Consider the following 16323-nt stretch of genomic DNA (forward strand, 5'->3'; position numbering starts at 1 on the left):
CCTATCCCTTCGCCCCGATCTTGCTTTCCGTCCCGCTCAACAGGCGGGAGATGTTGGCCTTGTGCTTGTAGTAGGAGATGACCGTCATGATCGCCATGACGGCTGCAACCTTCTCGGCGCCCAGTATCCACAATGCAACCGGAATGACAAGCATCGCGGTGAGGGCCGCTAGCGACGAGTAGCGGAAGATGAAGGCAACGGCGAGCCAGACGGCCGCGAAGACGAGCACGAAGAGCGGGGCGATGCCGAGCAGCGTGCCGATATAGGTGGCGACGCCCTTGCCGCCCTTGAAGCCGAGCCACACCGGGAAGAGGTGGCCAAGGAAGGCAAATAGGCCGGCAATGGCGCCTGCCTCAGGACCGGCAATATACCTCATGATCCAGGCCGCTGCTGTGGCCTTCAGCGCATCGAGCAGAAGCGTTGCCGCCGCAAGCTTCTTGTTGCCGGTGCGAAGCACATTGGTTGCGCCGATGTTGCCTGAGCCGATGCTTCTTACGTCACCAAGCCCGGCTGCCCGCGTCAAGATGAGGCCGAAGGGGATCGAGCCCAGCAGGTAGCCGATGACGGCAGCCGCGAGCGCCAGCGGCAGCGTGATCTGCCAAGTCGAAAGATCGGAAATCATTGTCCCCTCCGGACCCTGTTCTTAAAGAGAGTGCACACATTGTCCCGCGACATAGGTCGCGACAGCCCGTCCACTGAAGCGTGCATCCTCGAAAGGCGTGTTCTTCGAGCGAGAGAGAAGCATGTCTTTCGAAACAAGCCAAGGGTCGTCGAGGTCGATGAGCGTGATATCGGCCTTTGCGCCCGGCTTCAAAGTTCCGGCATCGAGGCCGAAGATCTGAGCAGGCCGCGTCGACATCGCATCGATCAGCCGCATCAGGCTCACCTGGCCGCTATGGTGCAGCCTGAGCGCCGCCGCAAGCATGGTCTCCAGGCCGACGGCGCCGTCGGCCGCCTCGCCGAAGGGCAGGCGTTTGGTGTCGACATCCTGCGGGTCATGCGAGGAAACGATGATGTCGATCGCGCCGGTCGCCAGTGCATCCACCATTGCGACTCGATCGTCCTCGGAGCGCAGCGGCGGATAGAGCTTGAAGAAGGTCCGGTATTCGCCGATGTCGTTTTCGTTGAGTGCCAGGTTGTTTATCGAGATGCCACAGGTGACTTTCGCGCCGCGGCTCTTTGCGAGCTGGATCGCTTCGACCGATTCCGGCACTGAAATCATCGCCGCATGATAGGTGCCGCGCGTCAGCTGGGCGATGCGCAGGTCACGTTCCAGCGGGATGAGCTCTGCTTCCTTCGGGATGCCGCCGAGGCCGAGCCAGCTCGCGAACAGGCCCTCGTTCATGACGCCGGTTGCGCCAAGATACTTGTCGCGGGTTTCGCAGGAGATGACGGCGCCGAATTCGCGCGCATAGGTCATGACCCTGCGCAGCACCTGCGTGTCGTGGACGCTGGAGCGGCCATCCGTGAAGGCAACCGCTCCGGCCTCCATCAATAACCCGATCTCGGTCATTTCCTCGCCGGCAAGGTGTTTGGTGATCGCCGCTGCCGGGTAGACGTTGACGAGTGCCTTGTCCTTTGCCGTCTTCTTGACGAATTCGACCAGGGCGATGTCGTCGATGACCGGATCGGTATCGGGCATCATGATGATGGAGGTCACACCGCCCGCCGCGGCTGCCCGGCTTGCGGAGGCGATCGTTTCGCGATGTTCGGCACCCGGCTCGCCGATATGGACGCGCGCATCGACCAGGCCGGGCGTTGCGATCAGACCGCTGCAGTCGCGCACCGTGGCACCTTCCGGCGCACCCTGGTTTTGCGCATCGCTTCCGGCTGCGGCAATCACCCCGTCCTTGACGACGATGCTGCCGACTTCATCGAGGTTGCGCGAAGGATCGATGATGCGGACATTTTTAAGAACGATCGAGTTGCTCATGCGCCAAGTCCTTCAGTGCGGGGCCCCTGGTTCTGAGAGACAAGCAAAGCCTCCATCACCGCCATGCGCACCGCGACCCCCATTTCCACCTGCTCGGCAATCACGCTCTGAGGACCGTCGGCCACTTCGGAGGATATCTCCACGCCGCGGTTCATCGGCCCCGGATGCATCACCAGCGCGTCGTCCTTCGCCGCCTTCAGCGTTTCGGCGTCGAGGCCGTAGAAGTGATAATATTCGCGCACGGACGGCACGAAGGCGCCGGACATCCGCTCACGTTGCAAGCGCAGCATCATCACCACGTCGGCATCCTTCAGCCCTTCCTTCATCGAATGGAAGACCTCGACGCCCATGTCGGCAATGCCGGCCGGAAGCAGCGTTGCCGGTGCGACGACACGGACGCGCGCGCCCATGGCATTCAGAAGCAGGATGTTCGAGCGGGCGACGCGCGAATGCAGCACGTCGCCGCAGATCGCGACGATGATGCGCGACAGCTTGCCCTTGGCGCGGCGGATCGTCAGTGCATCGAGCAGCGCCTGTGTCGGGTGTTCGTGCTGACCGTCGCCGGCGTTGACCACCGAGCAGGAAACCTTCTGTGCCAGCAGCGCCGCGGCACCCGCGCTCGAATGGCGGATGACCAGCACATCGGGCCGCATGGCATTCAGCGTCATCGCCGTATCGATCAGCGTCTCGCCCTTCTTCACCGAGGAATTGCCGACCGACATGTTCATGACGTCGGCGCCGAGGCGCTTTCCGGCGAGTTCGAAGGAGGCTTGCGTGCGTGTCGAGGCTTCGAAGAAGAGATTGATCTGCGTCAGGCCGCGAAGAGTCGACGTCTTCTTCTCTCGCTGGCGGCTGATCTTGACGGCCTCGTCCGCCTTGTCGAGAAGATAGGTGATATCCTGCTCGGTAAGGCCTTTTATGCCGATGAGGTGGCGGTGGGGAAAGAAGACCATGAACCTGCCTCTTGCTGTGTCAGGCGCTCTATAATGAGTGGAAAGGTGGGGGGCAAGCATGTGCTGTGGGCGAAGGCTCATGTTCTAATGGAATTTCGCGGCAAATCCGTTAGAGCAGGAGGCGGAAAGCGTAACTTCCGGTTTCCTTTTGCCTGCCTCTTGCACTAGAAGCGATTCATGACCTCCGCTGACGAAAAATTCGCCGAACTGAACCAGCCAAGTCTGTGGTCCGGCATCAATGCCTATCGGTCCGATCCGCTGATCGTCGACCTGACGGCGGGTCTGCCGCGCGGCACGCGCGAGGACCTGGAAAACATGGGCCGTTACGTCACCTCGCCGGAGGCGCAGGAGCTGGCGCGCATGGCAAACCAGGGCGCGCCGCAGCTGCGCACGCATGGTCCGCGCGGCGAGCGCCTGGATGTTGTCGAGTTCCATCCCGCCTGGCACGCGCTGATGCGCCGCTCCATGTCCGTCGGTCTGCACTCCTCGGTCTGGGACCCGCAAGCTGATGCCGACGCCAAGGATCAGGCCCACAAGATTCGCGCCGCACGCTTTTATCTGACCGCCCAGCTCGAAACCGGCCATCTCTGCCCGCTGACGATGACGAGCGCTTCGGTCGCGGCGCTGTCCGCTTCTCCCGCCGTTCAGAAGGATTGGGCGCCGAAAATCCTGTCGCGCAAATACGATTCGTCCAACAAGCCCGCCATGCAGAAAACCGCCGTGACGATCGGCATGGGCATGACGGAAAAGCAGGGTGGCACGGACGTCCGCTCCAACAAGAGCACGGCGGAAAAGGTCAGCGAGGGTATCTACCGCCTGTCCGGCCACAAATGGTTCATGTCCGCGCCGATGAGCGACGCCTTCATCATGTTGGCGCAGACGAAGGAGGGCATGGGCTGCTTCCTGGTTCCGCGCCTGCTGGAAGACGGTTCCGCCAACGGCCTGCAGTTCCAGCGCCTGAAGGACAAGCTCGGCAATCGCTCCAACGCATCTTCCGAAGTCGAGTTCAATGATACGTTCGGCTTCCTGCTTGGCGGCCCGGATGCCGGCATCCGCACGATCCTCGATATGGTGACGCTGACGCGTCTCGACTGTGCGCTGGCCTCCTCTGGCATCATGCGCGCTTCGCTTGCCGAAGCCGTGCACCATACTCGCGGCCGCAGCGTCTTCGGCAAGATGCTCGTCCACCAGCCGATCATGACCCGCGTGCTCGCCGATATGGCGCTCGACGTCGCTGCCGCAACGGCACTCTCCTTCCGTCTCGCGGACGCCTTCGACAAGGCGCGTGGCAATGCTGAAGAGGCAGCCTATGCCCGCGTCATGACGCCGGTCGCCAAGTACTGGTGCTGCAAGATCGCGCCTGCGTTGATCTATGAAGCGATGGAATGCATCGGCGGCAGCGGTTATATCGAGGAACGCCCGATCGCCCGCCACTACCGCGAAGCTCCGGTCAACGCGATCTGGGAAGGCTCCGGCAACGTCATGGCGCTCGATGTGCTGCGCGTGCTGGCGCGCGGCAAGGATCTCTTCGAGACGGTTTTCACCGGTCTTGCGCGCGATCTCGGCCCGGCAGGCAAGAAGACGATCGACGTGCTTCGCGCCGCTATGGCGCTCTGCGAGCGCGACGAGGGGGCGGGCCGCCTGCTGGTCGAACAGCTTGCACTCGCTGCCGGTGCCGCCGAACTCTATCGCCTCGGCGCCGGACGCATTGCCGACGCCTTCATCGAAACCCGCCTTGCGGGCGGCTGGCGCTCGACCTACGGCATGCTCGATTCCCGTTTCGACGCCGGATATATCGTAGATCTTCTCTACCCGCCGGCAACATAGGTCGCGGCGGTCAGGACGACCGGGATGGTCACGAATGAGATCGCGGTCTGGATCGTTGCCGCTGCTGCATAGAGCGCAGCGTCTCCGCCCATCTGTTTGGCTAGGACATAGCCGTTCATCGCGGTCGGCACGCCGGCGCTTAGGGCGAGCAGCACGAGCGGCTGCCCATGGATGCCGAAGGCGAGACCGATACCGGTCATGAGAGCGGGAAAGGCGAGCAGCTTCAGCAGCACGGACACGAGCGCCACGGAGTGCGGCCGCAGGGCGTCGGAAATTCTCAGCCCCGCGCCGACCATGATGAGGCCGAGCCCCAGGGACGCCCGGGCGACCAGGTCGACCGTGACCATCAGCGGCTCATAGATCGGTATTTGTGCAAGGTTGACGAGAAGCCCGAGCGCGCAGCCGATGATCAGCGGGTTGGTCACGATCTTCACGACAAATACCCGCAGGTCGCGCGAAGCGCCCGAGAACCACACCAGCATCCCGACATTGATGAGGTTGATCGGAATGATGATGACCGCCATCACCAGCGCGACGATGGCGAGCCCCTGTGATCCCGCAAGCTTTTCCGCTACCGCGAGCGCGATGAAGGCATTCCACCGCGTGGCCGTCTGGAAGAGGGAGGTATAGGCCGCCGGTCGGACACCGGCGCGGGCAAGAACCGGCCACAGGGCGAAGACCAGCGCCGACATGACAAGAACGGCGAGGATTGAGACCAGGCTGATCGTGCCCGTCTCCATGCCGGAAAAGTCCGCTTGCGCCAGCGTGAGGAAGAGAAGGGAAGGAAAGAGAACGTAGTAGCCGAGCTGCTCGAGCCCAGGCCAAAGGCTCTCGTTGAGCAATGGACTGCGGCGCAGCGCAACGCCAAGCAAGACAAGAAGAAAGATCGGGAGGATGCTCTCGAAGATAATCAGCATTTGGCGCTCCGGCACGTCGTGGCCCGGTTTACAGGCTGTACGGATCTTCGCAACCGGTAAATGCCGCCGCGGAAATGCTTTTCTCCACAGGGCTTTTGGTCCGCAGGCATTCTCGCCCGTTGTCCGGCTCGGTGCGAGTTGCTAATCACCGTCGGGTGACAGGGCTGGGTTGAAAAGCAATGCTGATTGATGAAGCAGCGGCTGTGGCGCCTTTGGCGGCGCCGGTGCCGGAAAAGCGCGTGCGTGACCGCGGCGCGACCGAGAAGACGATTCTCAAGGCAGCCAAGGCGCTGCTGGCGGAGGAGGGTTTCCAGAATTTCGGCATCAATGCCGTCGCCCGCCGCGCCGGATGCGACAAGCAGCTGATCTATCGCTACTACGGCGGCCTGAACGGCCTTATCGAGGCGACCGGCGCCGATCTCGGCACCTGGGTCAGGGACCGGATTCCGGAAGACACAGGCGGCATGTTCCTGCTCACCTATGGCGATCTCATAGAGCGCTTGGCGCTGCTGTTCCTGGAGGCGCTTCGCGACGACCCGCTGATGCGCCGCATCGTCGCCTGGGAGGTTTCCGAGAATACCGAGCAGGTGAGGCGGCTTGCCGAAGCCCGCTCGAAGGCACTGTCGCAATGGCTGGAGCGCATGCGCGGTTCGCTTGCGCCGCCGAAGGGCGTCGATGCAGTCGCCATCAACGCGATCCTGATCGCCGCCATCCAGCATCTTGTCCTTTCCGCCGCTGCGGGCGGCCAGTGCGCCGGTCTGGTGCTGAAGACCCCGAAGGACTGGGAGAAGGCCGCAACGGCGCTGAAGCGCATCGTCCGCGGCGTTTACGGCTGAGCCGCCGCTCGTGTCATGATCCACAGGCGGCAGATCGCCCGTTAACCTTAACAAATGGTTTACGTTGCGCCCTGCCGGTTAAGGGGACAGGGTATCCGCAGTCTAAATCTTAGCTGTCAGGATCATGGGAACCAAAGCCGCCAAAGCCGCATTGCTCCTTGCCGCGATGATGTTTTTCGCGGTGCTTGCGCTGGACATTGCCGTGCCTGCGCTGGTTCTGAGCGTCATGGCACTGTCGATCTGGGCGGTCACCCTCGACCTGCCTGAGTTCAGGCAAAGAGGGGAGGCCGCATGAAGTGGCTCCTGATCTTCTGGTTGGGACCGATCGTCTTTCTCGGCGGCTGGTACTGGCTCTCCTACTACGACATGAACTTCGGGATCTTCATGCTGACGCGTCAGGTCCATGACCTGACCTTCCAGATTTACGGAAAAATCCTCGGCGTGCCGCCGGAGACCATCCCGCCGCTGGTCGCCCGGGCGATTGCCGTCGACAGTCTGGTTGTCTTGTCCATCCTGGGCTTCCGCAGACGCAAGACGATGATCGCATGGTGGAAGGCGCGTCAGGCCTCGAAATCCTCTGATCTGCCGAGCAGCGAGAGCCTGTCGAGCGCCCCCTGAAGAATGAAGCTTGCTGCTGCCGAATCGATCCGCTCGGCGCGCTTGGCACGCGACACGTCCATTTCCAGCAGCGCCCGCTCGGCCGCCACCGTCGAGAGCCGTTCATCCCAATAGACGAAGGGCAGGGCGGTTTTCTGCTCCATGTTGCGCACGAAGGCCCTCGTTGCCTGCACGCGCGGACCTGCCGAGCCATCCATGTTTATCGGCAGGCCGATCACGAAACCGGCCACTTTCTCGCTGGCTGCAAAGGCAAGCAGCGCTTCGGCATCGATCGTGAACTTCTGCCGCTTGATGACGGGGCGCGGGGTCGCGAAACGCCGCCCGAGATCGGACATCGCAAGACCGATCGTCTTCGTGCCCAGATCGAGTCCGGCGATCGCCTGTCCGGGCGGAAGCATTGACGCCAGCTCCTCGATCGTCAGCACCGTCATGGCCGTTCATCCTCTCAAAAGAAATTGAAGCACTTACCGCTTTTCTTTGCGGCTGTAACGGATATGTCCATAGCAACCCAATCCAGTTTTTGCATCACGTAACAAAAGGAGAGTTTCATGAAGATAACCTGGCTAGGCCATTCCGCCTTCCGCATCGAAACGGCAAAGGCGAAGATCCTGCTCGACCCGTTCCTGACGCACAATCCGTCTTTTGCCGGGCAGAGCCTCAAGGATGTCTCCGCAGGTGTCACCCATATCCTGCTCACCCACGGCCATGGCGATCATGTCGGCGATACCGTCGCTATCGCCAAGGAGACCGGCGCCGTTGTTCTCGCCAACGCCGATCTGGCGTCCTGGCTCGGCTCCAAGGGCCTTTCGAAGCTTGAAATGGGCAACACGGGCGGCACGATCTCGCTCGGCGGCTTCTCGGCCACGTTCACCAATGCGTTGCATTCCTCCGCACAGATCACCGAGGATGGCGTCTCCCACGCCCTCGGCAACGCCAACGGCCTGATGCTGCATTTCGATGATGAAGCCTCGATCTTCGCCATGGGCGATACGGACATCTTCTCCGACATGGCGCTGATCAACGAACTGCATCAGCCGGATATCGGCCTCGTGCCGGTCGGCGACCGCTTCACCATGGGCGGTGCCGTCGCAGCGCTCGCCTGTCAGCGCTACTTCAACTTCAAGACGGCAATCCCCTGCCATTACGGCACGTTCCCCATCATTGACCAGACGCCCGACAAGTTCGTCTCCGGCATGGAGGGGGCGAAGACCGCAGTGAAGGCGATGAAGCCCGGCGAGACGCTCTCCATCTAAGCAAAACCCCGTTGCACTAGGCGGACATGGTCTTTATAGCGGGTGGGAAATTTCCCATTCGGAGAATGCCATGTCCGTCGACTTTGCCACCGTTAAGCGCGTTGCGCGCCTTGCCCGTATTGCCGTGTCGGAAGAAGAGGCAAACCGCATGGTTGGTGAGCTGAACGGTATCCTTGGCTTCGTCGAACAGCTTTCGGAAGTGAACGTCGAGGGCGTCGAGGCGATGACCTCGGTCACGCCTATGGAGATGAAGAAGCGCAGCGACGCGGTGACGGACGGCAACAAGGCTGCCGATATCGTTTCCAATGCGCCGCTCACCGATCAGAATTTCTTCCTGGTGCCTAAAGTCGTCGAATAAGGCCCACTGCCGCATTCCGACTCCGTTGCCATTCCAGATTTGAAGCGAAACATCATGAGCGAACTCACCAGCCTCACCATTGCCGAAGCCCGCGAGAAGCTGCGTGCCAAGGAAATCAAAGCCGTCGAATTGACCGAGGCCTATATCTCGGCAATCGAGGCGGCAAACGAGAAGCTCAACGCCTACGTGAAGGTCACGCCTGAGAAGGCGTTGCAGATGGCTGAAGTATCGGATGCTCGCCTGGCCGGCGGCAAGGCTGGCGCGCTTGAGGGCATTCCACTCGGCATCAAGGATCTCTTCGCCACGGAAGGTATCCACACCCAGGCCTGCAGCCACATCCTCGACGGCTTCAAACCGCATTACGAATCGACCGTCACCCAGAACCTCTGGGACGACGGCGCCGTCATGCTCGGCAAGCTCAACATGGATGAGTTCGCCATGGGTTCGTCCAACGAGACGTCCTATTACGGCGCAGTCATCAACCCCTGGCGCTCCGCCGGCTCCAACCAGCAGCTCGTTCCGGGCGGCTCGTCCGGCGGCTCGGCCGCTGCCGTTGCCGCACATCTCTGCGCCGGTGCGACCGCGACCGACACCGGCGGCTCGATCCGTCAGCCGGCCGCCTTCACCGGCACCGTCGGCATCAAGCCGACCTATGGCCGCTGCTCGCGCTGGGGCACGGTTGCCTTCGCCTCCTCGCTCGACCAGGCGGGCCCGATCGCCCGCGACGTGCGCGATGCCGCAATCCTGCTGAAGTCGATGGCGTCAGTCGATCCCAAGGACACGACCTCCGTCGACCTGCCGGTGCCGGATTACGAAGCCTCGCTCGGCAAGTCGCTGAAGGGCATGAAGATCGGCATTCCGAACGAGTACCGCGTCGACGGCATGCCAGAAGAAATCGAAACGCTCTGGCAGCAGGGCATCGCCTGGCTGAAAGACGCTGGCGCCGAGATCGTCAACATCTCGCTGCCGCACACCAAATATGCGCTTCCGGCCTATTACATCGTCGCCCCGGCCGAAGCGTCCTCGAACCTTGCCCGCTATGATGGCGTGCGCTACGGCCTGCGCGTCGACGGCAAGGACATCGTCGACCTATACGAGAAGACCCGCGCCGCGGGCTTCGGCAAGGAAGTCAAGCGCCGCATCATGATCGGCACCTATGTGCTCTCGGCCGGTTACTACGACGCCTATTACATCAAGGCGCAGAAGGTCCGTACGCTCATCAAGCGCGACTTCGAACTGGCGTTCAATGCCGGCGTTGATGCCATCCTGACGCCCGCGACGCCCTCGTCTGCCTTCGGCGTCGCCGACGAAAACCTCGCTTCCGACCCGGTCAAGATGTACCTGAACGACATCTTCACGGTGACGGTCAACATGGCTGGTCTCCCGGGCATCGCCGTCCCCGCTGGCCTCGATCACCAGGGCCTGCCGTTCGGCCTCCAGCTTATCGGCAAGCCCTTCGACGAGGAAACCCTCTTCAAGACCGCACATGTCATCGAACAGGCCGCCGGCAAGTTCACGCCGGCCAAGTGGTGGTAAGCGGACTTACAATTCGGAAAATGACCGTCGCCGACCACCAAATGGTCGGCGACGTCGGTTTTGCGGCGTGGCTGTCCAGCAGCCAGGGTGAAGCGGAGTTCGGCGATCGCGACGTCGTCGAAGCTGCGCGGAAGGCATTCCTCGATTATCCGGCGTCGGCCAAGGGTCACGTTGCTGTAGCCGAAATCGCCGGAAGACTGGCCGGATGGGGCGCCTGCGAAGACGCGCCCGATTATATTTCCGATCTTTGGATCGATCCTGCCTATCAGGGCCGCGGTGTAGGCTCGGCGCTTCTCCGGCATTTCCTGACGCGCATTGCAACGGCGGGGTTCAAGGTCGCCAAGATCGACACGCGGGCGACAAACGCTGGTGCCATCCGTCTTTATGAGCGGAACGGCTTTTCGATCGTCTGGCGCGGTGTCGAGCGCGACCTAAGTCTTGGGATAGACCTCGACAAGGTCAAGCTGGAAAAGCATCTGGGCTAGGCAGCGCGCAGGGAGGCGTTCATGTCGAAATCTGATCTTGCCAATCTCATCGAAGCCTTCGATCGCCTCGCGGCTGCCGGTTTTTCCATGGGTGGCGAATGGCAGGCCGTCCACGAGATCTGCCAGAGCCATGAAGGCGAAAAGCCCTTCGATTGGGGCCACGCCGTCTGCCACCGCATCGAAGGCGACGACTGGAATGCCGATTACTGGTACCGGCGCGCCGGCAAGCGGCGGGGTGGGGGCTCTGTCGCTGAGGAATGGGCGGCGATGAAGGCTGAGCTTTCGACGATGATCTGAGACTCAGTCGTGCTGCGGCGGGTAGAGCTTGCGCTGGTGAATGACCGTTAGAATGTCGAGGTCGACAGCCGAGGCGATGCGATAGACGATTGTGTAGGGGAGACCTGAAATAGCGAATTCACGCGTGCCTTCTACGCTACCTTCGCGGCCAAGGAGCGGGAAGCTCTCAAATATCTCGATGACCTGACGAATGCGCGACAGGATTCTATCGGCCGCATTCCGGTCGAACTGCGCGATATGGCGATGAATTTCACTGAGATCCGCAACCGCTTGCGGCGTGAAATTAACGTTCAAACCCGAACCGCTCCCAAACCTTATTCGCTGGGATCATGGTGGAACGGTCTTCCGACTGCTTGAGCGCGCTTTTGATTTTCTCTTCCTTCCAGGCGTCATAACCCTGATCGGCAACCGCATTGGCCTGCACTTCGGTCAGTTCCTCACGGCTGATTTTTTCTCGCAGATCGCTCATAAGCTCAAAATAGCGCGAAGACGGTTTCAATCCAACCCCTCTCTATTTACTAGCAGCGGTAAGCCGGCCCGCAGAGGACTGGCTTCCAATTCTTTACCGATTGTCCTGCTCGGCTCTCACCAGCAGCAATCCTCGCTCCGCTATCCGGTAAGGTTTGCCGCCGGACGATTTGATCGCCCTTATCTGCTTGAGCTTCCAAAGCGCGCGGCTGGCTTTGGAAAGACACACAAAACGCTGCGGCAAATGCGTAAATCGATGGAAAAGCTGTCGATTAGGTGTTTTACTTGCCCATCGAACGGGGGTTCCATGATCCACATTCGCAATGCCCACGAGGGCGAAGCGGACCTTTTGAGTGAGATTGGCCTCAGGGCCTGGCAAAGGGCCATGGCGGCGATGGGCGAGTCGGATGCGCTGCTGGATGCGGCGCGGAGCGCTTTTGTGTATTTCACGCAAAGCAGCTGGCTGACGATCACCGTCGCCGAGCTTAACGGCCAGATTGCCGGTTGGGCGGCGCGCGAACGGCTGGATGAAACGATTTCCGATTTCTGGATCGATCCGGCCTATACGCGTCAAGGTCTAGGCTCGGCGCTTCTGCAGCGGATCGAAAAGGATATCGCCGAGCAGGGCTTCGAAAAGGCGGCGATGCAGACGCATTCGGGCAATACCGAGGCGATCAGCTTCTTCCAGAAGCATGGCTACGCCATCCACTGGCTCTCGGTCGCCTACAACCCGAAGCTCGACCGCGACGTGCCGTCGGTCGGATTGAGCAAGGACTTCGAACCCGAGGGCGACGGCAGCTACGGTCCGGGCCCCGGCATCTGATGTGCCGAAAGCCTTGCACCGACAGACCATTTCCGTTACCTCACCAGATGAAAAGAACAGCCTTCCAAAGAGCATCAAATGACCATTGTCGACGTTCGCACGCCTGATCCGAAACGCTTCATTCCCGGCGCCACCGGTGACTGGGAAGTCATCATCGGCATGGAGGTCCATGCGCAGGTGCTGTCGAATTCGAAGCTCTTCTCCGGCGCCTCGACCGAATTCGGCAAGCCGCAGAATTCCAACGTCTCGCTCGTCGATGCCGCCATGCCCGGCATGCTTCCGGTCATCAACGAGGAATGCGTCCGGCAGGCGGTGCGTACCGGTCTCGGCTTGAAAGCTCAGATCAACAAGCGCTCGCTCTTCGACCGCAAGAACTATTTCTATCCCGACCTGCCGCAGGGCTATCAGATCTCGCAATACAAGGATCCGATCGTCGGCGAGGGCAAGATCGTGATTTCTCTCGGTCCCGACCGCCAGGGCCAGTTCGAGGACATCGAGATCGGCATTGAGCGCCTGCATCTGGAACAGGACGCCGGCAAGTCGCTGCACGACCAGCATGCGACGATGTCCTACGTGGATCTGAACCGCTCTGGCGTCGCGCTGATGGAAATCGTCTCGAAGCCGGACATGCGTTCTTCCGACGAAGCCAAGGCCTATATGACCAAGCTGCGCTCGATCGTTCGCTATCTCGGCACCTGCGATGGCAACATGGACGAAGGCTCGATGCGTGCCGACGTCAACGTTTCCGTCCGTCGCCCGGGTGAAGCTTTCGGCACGCGTTGCGAGATCAAGAACGTCAACTCCATCCGCTTCATCGGCCAGGCGATCGAATACGAAGCCCGCCGCCAGATCGGCATTCTGGAAGATGGCGGCACGATCGATCAGGAGACGCGGCTTTTCGATCCGAACAAGGGCGAGACTCGCTCCATGCGATCCAAGGAAGACGCGCACGACTACCGCTATTTCCCCGATCCGGACCTGCTGCCGCTGGAATTCAACGATGCCTTCGTCAAGGCGCTCGAAGCCGACCTGCCGGAGCTGCCGGACGACAAGAAGGAGCGCTTCGTGCGCGACCTCGGCCTGTCGATTTATGACGCGTCGGTCCTCGTTTCCGAGAAGGCGATTGCCGATTATTTCGAAGCCGTAGCCGAAGGCCGCGACGGCAAGACGGCAGCAAACTGGGTCATCAACGATCTTCTCGGCGCCTTGAACAGGACCGGCAAGGACATTGAGGACACTCCGGTTTCGCCAGCGCAGCTGGGCGCGATCATCGACCTCATCAAGGCCGAAACGATTTCCGGCAAGATCGCCAAGGACCTGTTCGAGATCGTCCTCAATGAGGGTGGTGACCCGGCAGAAATCGTCGAGGCTCGCGGTATGAAGCAGGTGACTGACACCGGCGCCATCGAGAAGGCCGTCGATGAGATCATCGCTGCCAACCCTGATCAAGTCGCTAAGGTTCAGGCCAAGCCGACACTCGCCGGCTGGTTCGTCGGTCAGGTGATGAAGGCGACAGGCGGCAAGGCCAATCCGCAGGCCGTCCAGGCTCTCGTCAAGGCGAAGCTCGGTATCGAGGAATAGGCGCGATCAGCGCGTCCTTTTCTCAACTTCCGCCGTCTTTGGGCGCGGCCCTGCCATGGAAAGTACGAATGGTCTATTTTGTCCGCACAGCTGGCGAGCGTGATCTCGAGACGATCCGCGCCTTGCTGATCGAGAGCTTTCATGCCGCCTACGACGGCTTCTACGGCGAGGCGAAGGTTGACGAGCTTGTCGCTCATCTTTTTTCGCCCGCCGCGTTGAAGGCGCGGTTGTCCAGGAAGAATGCCGAGTTTCTAGTTGCCGACAGCGGCAAGGATATCGGCGCGGTCGGCTATGCGGCAATGTCCGCGGAGATGGCGAAGACCGCGATCTTGCATCTCCTCTATGTGCGTCCGTCGCTGCAACGTCAGGGAATCGGGCGAGACATGTTCGCCGAGCTGGAAACCTGCTTCCCGAACGCTGAGATCATGCGGATCGAGGTCGAGCCGAAGAACGAAGAGGCCATAAGCTTCTACAACCGGCTGGGATTTGTCGAGGTGGGACGCAACGAGAATATCGGTCCCGGCCAGTCGGGTATTCCGGCGCTTGTCCTCGAGAAGCAGCTTCAGGCGCACTGAGCAGACATGCACGGCAACCTCATCATACGCAAAGCGAGCGAAAGCGATCTCCCCGCACTGATCGCTATGTTTGCGGCCGACGATATCGGCGGGCATGGCGACACGACCGATCCAGCTGCCTTTCCCGATTACGCCAGGGCTTTCGCTGCGATCGCCGCTTCGCCGGACCAGGCGCTCTATGTCGCCGAGAAGACCGGGGAAGTCGTCGGCACCTTCCAGATATCGATCGCGACAACGCTGACGGGGCGCGGCGCATCCTTCATGATAATCGAAGCCGTTCAGACGCGCGGGGATATGCGCGGTCAGGGCATCGGCGGACAGATGATCGAATTCTGCATCGCAGAAGCAAAAGGCCGTGGCCTTGCGCGTGTCCAGTTGATCTCGAACGCCAAGCGCAAGGATGCCCACAGGTTCTACGAGCGCCTCGGATTCGAGCAGTCGCATCTGGGCTTCAAGATGGCCCTGAAGTGAGGCTTCGCCGCTCGGGAATCGCTGGACAATCCGGCATTCCGGCGGCATAAGCGAAGGATCGAATTCCCGACCCGCTTGACCTTCGGCAAGCACAAGGAAAAGACATGAAGAAGTTCCTGCTGCACGTTTTCACCTGGTGGAATTATTACACTCTTGGCACCCTGTACGCCCTGCGCAAATTCAAGCGCGTCGGCGAGGATGAGTTCGGTAACGTCTATTACGAAGGCGGCCTGTCTTCCTACGGTCTGCCGAAGCGCTGGGTGATCTATAACGGTTATGCCGAAGCGTCCGCCATTCCGCCGGGCTGGCACGGCTGGATGCACCACCGCACCGATGTTCCGCCTTCCAAGGAAAACTACGTCGCCAAGGAATGGCAGAAGGCGCATCGCCCAAATCTTACGGGGACCGCTCAGGCCTACCGTCCGCCGGGCTCGCTTGCTGCTTCCGGCGAGCGCCCGCGAGTGACCGGCGACTACGACGCCTGGACGCCGGGCAACTGATAACGCACCGTGGGTCGGGCCGTGCGGCCCGGCTTTTGGCCACAATTGACCTTTACCCGCAGGTTGGCCGCAGCAGTTGCGGCTCCTATCCAATGCGGTGGAGACGCGCAGATATGAAGCTTTTCACGCGGAATCAGATCCTGCGTGCCGCCGGCCTGGCGCTGGCGCTTGGCTCCTCTTTGCTGCCGCAAGCGGCGTCCGCCGCGCGCATCAACAATCCCGTCGCAGTCTTTTCCGGCCTCGACAAGATCACCGGCCGCATCACGACGTTCGATGTCTATGTGAACGAGACCGTGCAGTTCGGTGCGCTCCAGGTCACGCCGAAGGCCTGCTATTCGCGTGACCAGACGGAAGCGCAGAAGATTGATGGCTTTGTCGAGGTCGATGAAATCACGCTCGACCGGAAGATCCGCCGGATCTTCAGCGGCTGGATGTTCGCCGACAGTCCCGGCCTCAACGCCGTCGAACACCCGATCTACGACGTCTGGCTGAAGGACTGCAAGCAGAACTCCGACGTCCCGCCGCCGGACACCGCTGCGACGGCGCGATAGCCTCAGCTATCGAATACTTCGCATAGCTCGCCATTTTCGACCGTCAGCCACCGAGTTTCACCCTCATTGTTGGCAAAGATCGTCCATTGCGGCTGTCCTTCCGCCGTCATGAAAGATGTGATGTAGCGGTTATCGAAAAGACTGATCGTCAGTTCCGGCAACCGCCCAAAAAGAGCGACATCAGCTACCGCACGCCCAACCAAGTCATCGAAGGCTAGAGCCCAATATTCCTCGTCGCTGAAACTGCCGCACAAAATTGCATTCACCGTTTCAATGCGCCAACTCCATTCGATCATTACCGTGAGTTCGCCTCTGGCCGTTGTGCGCGTATGCTCTCTGCA

General features: G+C 61.1%; 23 protein-coding genes and 1 pseudogene. 15 read left to right on the top strand and 9 right to left on the bottom strand.

Annotated elements, in window-relative coordinates; genetic code table 11:
* Position 1 precedes the first annotated feature (1 nt).
* The 3 genes from plsY to HGP14_RS07540 are packed head-to-tail and all read right to left on the bottom strand — an operon-like array spanning position 2 to position 2886.
* Entirely contained in the window at positions 2–622 is a 621-nt protein-coding gene (plsY, locus tag HGP14_RS07530) for a glycerol-3-phosphate 1-O-acyltransferase PlsY (protein ID WP_168829229.1), read from the bottom strand.
* Between the two features lie 21 nt (positions 623–643).
* Entirely contained in the window at positions 644–1933 is a 1290-nt protein-coding gene (locus HGP14_RS07535) for a dihydroorotase (RefSeq protein ID WP_168829230.1), read from the bottom strand.
* Positions 1930–2886, bottom strand: coding sequence for an aspartate carbamoyltransferase catalytic subunit (locus HGP14_RS07540; RefSeq protein WP_168829231.1), 957 nt, complete (start codon positions 2884–2886; stop codon positions 1930–1932). Before HGP14_RS07540 ends, HGP14_RS07535 begins: the two co-directional genes overlap by 4 nt.
* 177 nt (positions 2887–3063) lie before the next feature.
* Here HGP14_RS07540 and HGP14_RS07545 point away from each other — a divergent pair, with 177 nt between their 5' ends.
* Positions 3064–4713 carry an acyl-CoA dehydrogenase family protein gene (locus HGP14_RS07545; protein ID WP_168829232.1) on the top strand — a complete coding sequence of 550 codons (1650 nt, stop codon included), beginning with the start codon at positions 3064–3066 and terminating at the stop codon, positions 4711–4713.
* Here the strand turns inward: HGP14_RS07545 and HGP14_RS07550 are convergent.
* Entirely contained in the window at positions 4695–5630 is a 936-nt protein-coding gene (locus HGP14_RS07550) for an AEC family transporter (RefSeq protein WP_168829233.1), read from the bottom strand. The two genes, HGP14_RS07545 and HGP14_RS07550, sit on opposite strands and share 19 nt — an antisense overlap.
* 179 nt (positions 5631–5809) lie before the next feature.
* On the opposite strand from HGP14_RS07550, the gene HGP14_RS07555 reads away from it, so the two are divergent.
* The 3 genes from HGP14_RS07555 (at position 5810) to HGP14_RS07565 (ending at position 7084) form a co-directional block, all read left to right on the top strand.
* Complete coding sequence (locus tag HGP14_RS07555) at positions 5810–6466, top strand: TetR/AcrR family transcriptional regulator (protein WP_168829234.1); 657 nt, start codon at positions 5810–5812, stop codon at positions 6464–6466.
* 124 nt (positions 6467–6590) lie between these two features.
* Entirely contained in the window at positions 6591–6761 is a 171-nt protein-coding gene (locus HGP14_RS07560; RefSeq protein ID WP_168829235.1) for a hypothetical protein, read from the top strand.
* On the top strand, positions 6758–7084 hold the full coding sequence (locus tag HGP14_RS07565; RefSeq protein WP_168829236.1) for a DUF6105 family protein: 327 nt from the start codon (positions 6758–6760) through the stop codon (positions 7082–7084). Before HGP14_RS07560 ends, HGP14_RS07565 begins: the two co-directional genes overlap by 4 nt.
* Here HGP14_RS07565 and ruvX read toward each other — a convergent pair.
* Positions 7027–7515: a Holliday junction resolvase RuvX gene (ruvX, locus tag HGP14_RS07570; RefSeq protein WP_168829237.1), complete on the bottom strand. Its 489-nt coding sequence runs from the start codon at positions 7513–7515 to the stop codon at positions 7027–7029. The two genes, HGP14_RS07565 and ruvX, sit on opposite strands and share 58 nt — an antisense overlap.
* Positions 7516–7632: 117 nt before the next feature.
* On the opposite strand from ruvX, the gene HGP14_RS07575 reads away from it, so the two are divergent.
* From HGP14_RS07575 to HGP14_RS07595, 5 genes are all read left to right on the top strand, one after another.
* Positions 7633–8337 (top strand): metal-dependent hydrolase, encoded by a 705-nt coding sequence (locus HGP14_RS07575; RefSeq protein ID WP_168829238.1) that lies wholly within the window; start codon positions 7633–7635, stop codon positions 8335–8337.
* Between the two features lie 70 nt (positions 8338–8407).
* Positions 8408–8695 (top strand): Asp-tRNA(Asn)/Glu-tRNA(Gln) amidotransferase subunit GatC, encoded by a 288-nt coding sequence (gene gatC, locus HGP14_RS07580; protein ID WP_168829239.1) that lies wholly within the window; start codon positions 8408–8410, stop codon positions 8693–8695.
* Positions 8696–8749: 54 nt separating this feature from the next.
* Positions 8750–10231 (top strand): Asp-tRNA(Asn)/Glu-tRNA(Gln) amidotransferase subunit GatA, encoded by a 1482-nt coding sequence (gatA, locus tag HGP14_RS07585; RefSeq protein ID WP_168829240.1) that lies wholly within the window; start codon positions 8750–8752, stop codon positions 10229–10231.
* Positions 10225–10716 carry an N-acetyltransferase family protein gene (locus HGP14_RS07590; RefSeq protein ID WP_409527064.1) on the top strand — a complete coding sequence of 164 codons (492 nt, stop codon included), beginning with the start codon at positions 10225–10227 and terminating at the stop codon, positions 10714–10716. Before gatA ends, HGP14_RS07590 begins: the two co-directional genes overlap by 7 nt.
* 21 nt (positions 10717–10737) lie before the next feature.
* Positions 10738–11013: a hypothetical protein gene (locus HGP14_RS07595; protein ID WP_168829242.1), complete on the top strand. Its 276-nt coding sequence runs from the start codon at positions 10738–10740 to the stop codon at positions 11011–11013.
* Between the two features lie 3 nt (positions 11014–11016).
* Here HGP14_RS07595 and HGP14_RS07600 read toward each other — a convergent pair whose 3' ends face one another.
* From HGP14_RS07600 to HGP14_RS07610, 3 genes and pseudogenes are all read right to left on the bottom strand, one after another.
* The gene (locus HGP14_RS07600) at positions 11017–11307 is read right to left on the bottom strand and encodes a type II toxin-antitoxin system RelE/ParE family toxin (protein WP_168829243.1); all 291 of its coding nucleotides are present in this window, start codon (positions 11305–11307) and stop codon (positions 11017–11019) included.
* Positions 11297–11512 (bottom strand): hypothetical protein, encoded by a 216-nt coding sequence (locus HGP14_RS07605; protein WP_168829244.1) that lies wholly within the window; start codon positions 11510–11512, stop codon positions 11297–11299. The genes HGP14_RS07600 and HGP14_RS07605 overlap by 11 nt, the downstream gene beginning before the upstream one ends.
* 63 nt (positions 11513–11575) lie before the next feature.
* Positions 11576–11677: pseudogene (locus tag HGP14_RS07610) on the bottom strand (YjhX family toxin); the annotation flags it as partial.
* A gap of 111 nt (positions 11678–11788) precedes the next feature.
* Here HGP14_RS07610 and HGP14_RS07615 point away from each other — a divergent pair.
* The 6 genes from HGP14_RS07615 to HGP14_RS07640 all read left to right on the top strand — a co-directional run bounded on the left by HGP14_RS07615 (position 11789) and on the right by HGP14_RS07640 (position 15982).
* Positions 11789–12304 carry a GNAT family N-acetyltransferase gene (locus tag HGP14_RS07615; protein ID WP_168829245.1) on the top strand — a complete coding sequence of 172 codons (516 nt, stop codon included), beginning with the start codon at positions 11789–11791 and terminating at the stop codon, positions 12302–12304.
* A 78-nt stretch (positions 12305–12382) separates the two neighbouring features.
* Entirely contained in the window at positions 12383–13885 is a 1503-nt protein-coding gene (gene gatB, locus HGP14_RS07620; protein ID WP_168829246.1) for an Asp-tRNA(Asn)/Glu-tRNA(Gln) amidotransferase subunit GatB, read from the top strand.
* A gap of 68 nt (positions 13886–13953) precedes the next feature.
* Positions 13954–14460: a GNAT family N-acetyltransferase gene (locus tag HGP14_RS07625; protein WP_168829247.1), complete on the top strand. Its 507-nt coding sequence runs from the start codon at positions 13954–13956 to the stop codon at positions 14458–14460.
* 6 nt (positions 14461–14466) lie between these two features.
* On the top strand, positions 14467–14931 hold the full coding sequence (locus HGP14_RS07630; protein WP_168829248.1) for a GNAT family N-acetyltransferase: 465 nt from the start codon (positions 14467–14469) through the stop codon (positions 14929–14931).
* A 104-nt stretch (positions 14932–15035) separates the two neighbouring features.
* The gene (locus HGP14_RS07635; protein ID WP_168829249.1) at positions 15036–15431 is read left to right on the top strand and encodes an NADH:ubiquinone oxidoreductase subunit NDUFA12; all 396 of its coding nucleotides are present in this window, start codon (positions 15036–15038) and stop codon (positions 15429–15431) included.
* 113 nt (positions 15432–15544) lie between these two features.
* The gene (locus tag HGP14_RS07640) at positions 15545–15982 is read left to right on the top strand and encodes a DUF2155 domain-containing protein (protein WP_168829250.1); all 438 of its coding nucleotides are present in this window, start codon (positions 15545–15547) and stop codon (positions 15980–15982) included.
* Between the two features lie 2 nt (positions 15983–15984).
* Here HGP14_RS07640 and HGP14_RS07645 read toward each other — a convergent pair whose 3' ends face one another.
* Positions 15985–16278, bottom strand: coding sequence for a hypothetical protein (locus HGP14_RS07645; RefSeq protein WP_168829251.1), 294 nt, complete (start codon positions 16276–16278; stop codon positions 15985–15987).
* Positions 16279–16323: the final 45 nt, after the last annotated feature.

This window comes from Rhizobium sp. P32RR-XVIII (assembly GCF_012641395.1).
Classification (GTDB): Bacteria; Pseudomonadota; Alphaproteobacteria; order Rhizobiales; family Rhizobiaceae; genus Rhizobium.

Bases quoted from the DNA above. Each gene is read 5' to 3' on its own strand.
- plsY (WP_168829229.1), bottom strand. From the start codon at position 622: ATGATTTCCGATCTTTCGACTTGGCAGATCACGCTGCCGCTGGCGCTC.
- HGP14_RS07535 (WP_168829230.1), bottom strand. From the start codon at position 1,933: ATGAGCAACTCGATCGTTCTTAAAAATGTCCGCATCATCGATCCTTCG.
- HGP14_RS07540 (WP_168829231.1), bottom strand. From the start codon at position 2,886: ATGGTCTTCTTTCCCCACCGCCACCTCATCGGCATAAAAGGCCTTACC.
- HGP14_RS07545 (WP_168829232.1), top strand. From the start codon at position 3,064: ATGACCTCCGCTGACGAAAAATTCGCCGAACTGAACCAGCCAAGTCTG.
- HGP14_RS07550 (WP_168829233.1), bottom strand. From the start codon at position 5,630: ATGCTGATTATCTTCGAGAGCATCCTCCCGATCTTTCTTCTTGTCTTG.
- HGP14_RS07555 (WP_168829234.1), top strand. From the start codon at position 5,810: ATGCTGATTGATGAAGCAGCGGCTGTGGCGCCTTTGGCGGCGCCGGTG.
- HGP14_RS07560 (WP_168829235.1), top strand. From the start codon at position 6,591: ATGGGAACCAAAGCCGCCAAAGCCGCATTGCTCCTTGCCGCGATGATG.
- HGP14_RS07565 (WP_168829236.1), top strand. From the start codon at position 6,758: ATGAAGTGGCTCCTGATCTTCTGGTTGGGACCGATCGTCTTTCTCGGC.
- ruvX (WP_168829237.1), bottom strand. From the start codon at position 7,515: ATGACGGTGCTGACGATCGAGGAGCTGGCGTCAATGCTTCCGCCCGGA.
- HGP14_RS07575 (WP_168829238.1), top strand. From the start codon at position 7,633: ATGAAGATAACCTGGCTAGGCCATTCCGCCTTCCGCATCGAAACGGCA.
- gatC (WP_168829239.1), top strand. From the start codon at position 8,408: ATGTCCGTCGACTTTGCCACCGTTAAGCGCGTTGCGCGCCTTGCCCGT.
- gatA (WP_168829240.1), top strand. From the start codon at position 8,750: ATGAGCGAACTCACCAGCCTCACCATTGCCGAAGCCCGCGAGAAGCTG.
- HGP14_RS07595 (WP_168829242.1), top strand. From the start codon at position 10,738: ATGTCGAAATCTGATCTTGCCAATCTCATCGAAGCCTTCGATCGCCTC.
- HGP14_RS07615 (WP_168829245.1), top strand. From the start codon at position 11,789: ATGATCCACATTCGCAATGCCCACGAGGGCGAAGCGGACCTTTTGAGT.
- gatB (WP_168829246.1), top strand. From the start codon at position 12,383: ATGACCATTGTCGACGTTCGCACGCCTGATCCGAAACGCTTCATTCCC.
- HGP14_RS07625 (WP_168829247.1), top strand. From the start codon at position 13,954: ATGGTCTATTTTGTCCGCACAGCTGGCGAGCGTGATCTCGAGACGATC.
- HGP14_RS07630 (WP_168829248.1), top strand. From the start codon at position 14,467: ATGCACGGCAACCTCATCATACGCAAAGCGAGCGAAAGCGATCTCCCC.
- HGP14_RS07635 (WP_168829249.1), top strand. From the start codon at position 15,036: ATGAAGAAGTTCCTGCTGCACGTTTTCACCTGGTGGAATTATTACACT.
- HGP14_RS07640 (WP_168829250.1), top strand. From the start codon at position 15,545: ATGAAGCTTTTCACGCGGAATCAGATCCTGCGTGCCGCCGGCCTGGCG.
- HGP14_RS07645 (WP_168829251.1), bottom strand. From the start codon at position 16,278: ATGATCGAATGGAGTTGGCGCATTGAAACGGTGAATGCAATTTTGTGC.